The sequence below is a fragment of the Saccharothrix mutabilis subsp. mutabilis genome, from assembly GCF_039521145.1.
GTDB classification, from domain to species: domain Bacteria; phylum Actinomycetota; class Actinomycetes; order Mycobacteriales; family Pseudonocardiaceae; genus Actinosynnema; species Actinosynnema mutabilis.
Genome location: NZ_BAAABU010000047.1, coordinates 1 through 5,351 on the forward strand (window position 1 = coordinate 1; position 5,351 = coordinate 5,351).

A 5,351-nucleotide genomic window follows, 5' to 3' on the forward strand; every position below is an offset into this window, starting at 1 on the left:
AGGGAAAGAATGTTCGGCGGCGTCCTACTCTCCCACACCCTCACGAGTGCAGTACCATCGGCGCTGGAAGGCTTAACTACCGGGTTCGGAATGGGACCGGGTGTTCCCCAACCGCTATGACCACCGAAACACTATGAAATTACCGCTCAACAGGACCCACACAACCCCCAGCAGAGGGGGTCGCACGACCCGTACCGGGCCGTCCGGGTTCTGGTTCGGTTCTTTCAGAACCGCACAGTGGATGCGTAGCGTCTTCGTAGCAAGTCCTCGGCCTATTAGTACCGGTCAACTCCAGCCGTTACCGACCTTCCATCTCCGGCCTATCAACCCAATAGTCTCTTGGGGGCCTTAACCCACAAAGGGTGGGATACCTCATCTAGGAACGAGCTTCCCGCTTAGATGCTTTCAGCGGTTATCCCTTCCGAACGTAGCCAACCAGCAATGCCCTTGGCAGGACAACTGGCACACCAGAGGTCCGTCCGTCCCGGTCCTCTCGTACTAGGGACAGCCTTCCGCAAGTATCCTACGCGCGCGGCGGATAGGGACCGAACTGTCTCACGACGTTCTAAACCCAGCTCGCGTACCGCTTTAATGGGCGAACAGCCCAACCCTTGGGACCTACTCCAGCCCCAGGATGCGACGAGCCGACATCGAGGTGCCAAACCATGCCGTCGATATGGACTCTTGGGCAAGATCAGCCTGTTATCCCCGGGGTACCTTTTATCCGTTGAGCGACCACGCTTCCACAAGCCATGGCCGGATCACTAGTTCCGACTTTCGTCCCTGCTCGACCCGTCGGTCTCACAGTCAAGCCCCCTTGTGCACTTGCACTCGACACCTGATTGCCAACCAGGCTGAGGGAACCTTTGAGCGCCTCCGTTACCCTTTGGGAGGCAACCGCCCCAGTTAAACTACCCACCAGGCACTGTCCCTGATCCGGATCACGGACCGAGGTTAGACATCCAGTACGACCAGAGTGGTATTTCAACGACGACTCCACACCAACTGGCGTTGGCGCTTCACAGTCTCCCACCTATCCTACACAAGCCGAACCGAACACCAATACCAAGCTATAGTAAAGGTCCCGGGGTCTTTCCGTCCTGCCGCGCGTAACGAGCATCTTTACTCGTAGTGCAATTTCGCCGGGCCTGTGGTTGAGACAGTCGAGAAGTCGTTACGCCATTCGTGCAGGTCGGAACTTACCCGACAAGGAATTTCGCTACCTTAGGATGGTTATAGTTACCACCGCCGTTTACTGGCGCTTAAGTTCTCAGCTTCGCCCCGAAGAGCTAACCGGTCCCCTTAACGTTCCAGCACCGGGCAGGCGTCAGTCCGTATACATCGTCTTGCGACTTCGCACGGACCTGTGTTTTTAGTAAACAGTCGCTTCTCGCTGGTCTCTGCGGCCGAAAAATCCTAGCCCGCAAGGGGCTTCAAATCCCTCGGCCCCCCTTCTCCCGAAGTTACGGGGGCATTTTGCCGAGTTCCTTAACCACAGTTCGCCCGATCGCCTCGGTATTCTCTACCTGACCACCTGTGTCGGTTTGGGGTACGGGCCGCATGAACACTCACTAGAGGCTTTTCTCGGCAGCATGGGATCACCCTACTTCGCCTCAATCGGCTATGCATCACGTCTCAGGATACGTGAGCTGCGGATTTGCCTACAGCTCTCCCTACACGCTTACACCAGTACTACCACTCACTGGCGGAGCTACCCTCCTGCGTCACCCCATCGCTTGACTACTACAAGTTCAGGTCCCGCGCTCCACAACAACCCTCGTCCGAAGACTCCGGCTGCGCTTCGGGCGGTTAGTATCACAAGGTTCGCCATGGGCGCGTTCACACGGGTACGGGAATATCAACCCGTTGTCCATCGACTACGCCTGTCGGCCTCGCCTTAGGTCCCGACTTACCCTGGGCGGATTAGCCTGGCCCAGGAACCCTTGGTCATCCGGCGGCAGAGTTTCTCACTCTGCTTTCGCTACTCATGCCTGCATTCTCACTCGTCCAGCCTCCACCACTAGGTTCCCCTGCAGCTTCAGTGGCTGAACGACGCTCCCCTACCCATCCCAGCAAAACTGGAATGACACGGCTTCGGCGGTGTGCTTAAGCCCCGCTACATTGTCGGCGCAGGACCACTTGACCAGTGAGCTATTACGCACTCTTTAAAGGGTGGCTGCTTCTAAGCCAACCTCCTGGTTGTCTGGGCGACCCCACATCCTTTCCCACTTAGCACACACTTAGGGGCCTTAGCCGGCGTTCTGGGCTGTTTCCCTCTCGACTACGAAGCTTATCCCCCGCAGTCTCACTGCCGCGCTCTCACGTACCGGCATTCGGAGTTTGGTTGATTTCGGTAAGCTTGTGGGCCCCCTAGACCATCCAGTGCTCTACCTCCGGCACGAAACACACGACGCTGCACCTAAATGCATTTCGGGGAGAACCAGCTATCACGGAGTTTGATTGGCCTTTCACCCCTAACCACAGCTCATCCCCCAGGTTTTCAACCCTGGTGGGTTCGGGCCTCCACGCAGTCTTACCCACGCTTCACCCTGGCCATGGCTAGATCACCCCGCTTCGGGTCTAGACCACGCGACTGGAGACGCCCTATTCGGACTCGCTTTCGCTACGGCTACCCCACACGGGTTAACCTCGCCACGCAGCACTAACTCGCAGGCTCATTCTTCAAAAGGCACGCCGTCACCCCTAAAGGCTCCGACGGATTGTAGGCACACGGTTTCAGGTACTATTTCACTCCCCTCCCGGGGTACTTTTCACCTTTCCCTCACGGTACTAGTCCGCTATCGGTCACCAGGGAGTATTCAGGCTTAGCGGGTGGTCCCGCCAGATTCACAGCAAATTCCACGAGCTCGCTGCTACTTGGGATACCTGTAAGAAGACGGAATGTTTTCGCGTACGGGACTCTCACCCTCTACGGCCATGCTTTCCAGACACGTTCCGCTAACAACTCCGTTTTATGACTTCTTGCCAGTCCGGCAGAACCAGCCAGCAGATCCCACGACCCCGTACACGCAACCCCTGCCGGGTATCACACGAATACGGTTTAGCCTCTTCCGCTTTCGCTCGCCACTACTCACGGAATCACGGTTGTTTTCTCTTCCTGCGGGTACTGAGATGTTTCACTTCCCCGCGTTCCCTCCACACGCCCTATGTGTTCAGGCGTGGGTGACCCCACATGACTGGGGCCGGGTTTCCCCATTCGGAAATCCTTGGATCTCAGCTCGGTTGACAGCTCCCCAAGGCTTATCGCAGTCTCCTACGTCCTTCATCGGCTCCTGGTGCCAAGGCATCCACCGTATGCCCTTAATAACTTGCCACAAAGATGCTCGCATCCACTGTGCAGTTCTCAAAGAACAACCAGACACCATCCCGCTACTGCCGACGCCTACCGGCTCAACCGGCGGTTCGAAGGCGGAAAGCCCTGTGTCTTCTCGCTGAAAGAGACACTCGCGTGTTCTCTCAGGACCCAACAGCGTACCGAACAGAAGTCTCAAACCCCCTGCGAACCCTTCCACGCCTCCGAGGAGGCAGTACTAACTCCGCAGACAATCCGAGGTTCTGCATTAGCCAGCATCCACTAATATGAGCTCCACCCGACGATCGTTCGCCGTCGGCGTGGCCTCCGAACTCGCAAGCGAGTCCGCAGATGCTCCTTAGAAAGGAGGTGATCCAGCCGCACCTTCCGGTACGGCTACCTTGTTACGACTTCGTCCCAATCGCCAGTCCCACCTTCGACCGCTCCCCCCCTTGCGGGTTGGGCCACGGGCTTCGGGTGTTACCGACTTTCGTGACGTGACGGGCGGTGTGTACAAGGCCCGGGAACGTATTCACCGCAGCGTTGCTGATCTGCGATTACTAGCGACTCCGACTTCACGGGGTCGAGTTGCAGACCCCGATCCGAACTGAGACCGGCTTTTTGGGATTCGCTCCACCTCACGGCTTAGCAGCCCTCTGTACCGGCCATTGTAGCATGTGTGAAGCCCTGGACATAAGGGGCATGATGACTTGACGTCATCCCCACCTTCCTCCGAGTTGACCCCGGCAGTCTCCCATGAGTCCCCGCCATTACGCGCTGGCAACATGGAACGAGGGTTGCGCTCGTTGCGGGACTTAACCCAACATCTCACGACACGAGCTGACGACAGCCATGCACCACCTGTACACCAGTCCGAAGAGGCCCCCATCTCTGGAGGTTTCCGGTGCATGTCAAGCCCAGGTAAGGTTCTTCGCGTTGCATCGAATTAATCCACATGCTCCGCCGCTTGTGCGGGCCCCCGTCAATTCCTTTGAGTTTTAGCCTTGCGGCCGTACTCCCCAGGCGGGGTGCTTAATGCGTTAGCTGCGGCACGGAGGACGTGGAAGCCCCCCACACCTAGCACCCACCGTTTACGGCGTGGACTACCAGGGTATCTAATCCTGTTCGCTCCCCACGCTTTCGCTCCTCAGCGTCAGTATCGGCCCAGAGACCCGCCTTCGCCACCGGTGTTCCTCCTGATATCTGCGCATTTCACCGCTACACCAGGAATTCCAGTCTCCCCTGCCGAACTCAAGTCTGCCCGTATCGACCGCAGGCTCCACGTTAAGCGTGAAGTTTTCACGGCCGACGCAACAAACCGCCTACGAGCTCTTTACGCCCAATAATTCCGGACAACGCTCGCACCCTACGTATTACCGCGGCTGCTGGCACGTAGTTAGCCGGTGCTTCTTCTGCAGGTACCGTCACTCGCGCTTCGTCCCTGCTGAAAGAGGTTTACAACCCGAAGGCCGTCATCCCTCACGCGGCGTCGCTGCATCAGGCTTTCGCCCATTGTGCAATATTCCCCACTGCTGCCTCCCGTAGGAGTCTGGGCCGTGTCTCAGTCCCAGTGTGGCCGGTCACCCTCTCAGGCCGGCTACCCGTCGTCGCCTTGGTAGGCCATCACCCCACCAACAAGCTGATAGGCCGCGGGTCCATCCCATACCGCCGGAACTTTCCACCCCACAAGATGCCCCATGGGGTCGTATCCGGTATTAGACCTAGTTTCCCAGGCTTATCCCGGAGTACAGGGCAGGTTACCCACGTGTTACTCACCCGTTCGCCGCTCGTGTACCCCGAAGGGCCTTACCGCTCGACTTGCATGTGTTAAGCACGCCGCCAGCGTTCGTCCTGAGCCAGGATCAAACTCTCCAATAAGGATTGTGTTTGATCGCTCGAACAACACTGACACACGGACCGGAATATGGTCCATGTTGATTGCCAGTTGTCCAGTCAATCTCAAAGGAAACCTCTTGACGAGGTTCATAAATTTACTGGCTATTCGGCACGCTGTTGAGTTCTCAAAGAACACGCGCTC

3 rRNA genes are annotated in these 5,351 nt (G+C 57.6%); all 3 read right to left on the reverse strand.

Going from position 1 to position 5,351, the window contains the following annotated elements:
- Positions 1-11: 11 nt before the first annotated feature.
- Positions 12-128: ribosomal RNA gene (gene rrf, locus ABD126_RS38485) — 5S ribosomal RNA — on the reverse strand.
- 127 nt (positions 129-255) lie between these two features.
- Positions 256-3,335, reverse strand: a 23S ribosomal RNA gene (locus tag ABD126_RS38490).
- Between the two features lie 340 nt (positions 3,336-3,675).
- A 16S ribosomal RNA gene (locus tag ABD126_RS38495) occupies positions 3,676-5,191 on the reverse strand.
- Together the 16S, 23S and 5S rRNA genes form the textbook arrangement of a ribosomal RNA operon.
- Positions 5,192-5,351: the final 160 nt, after the last annotated feature.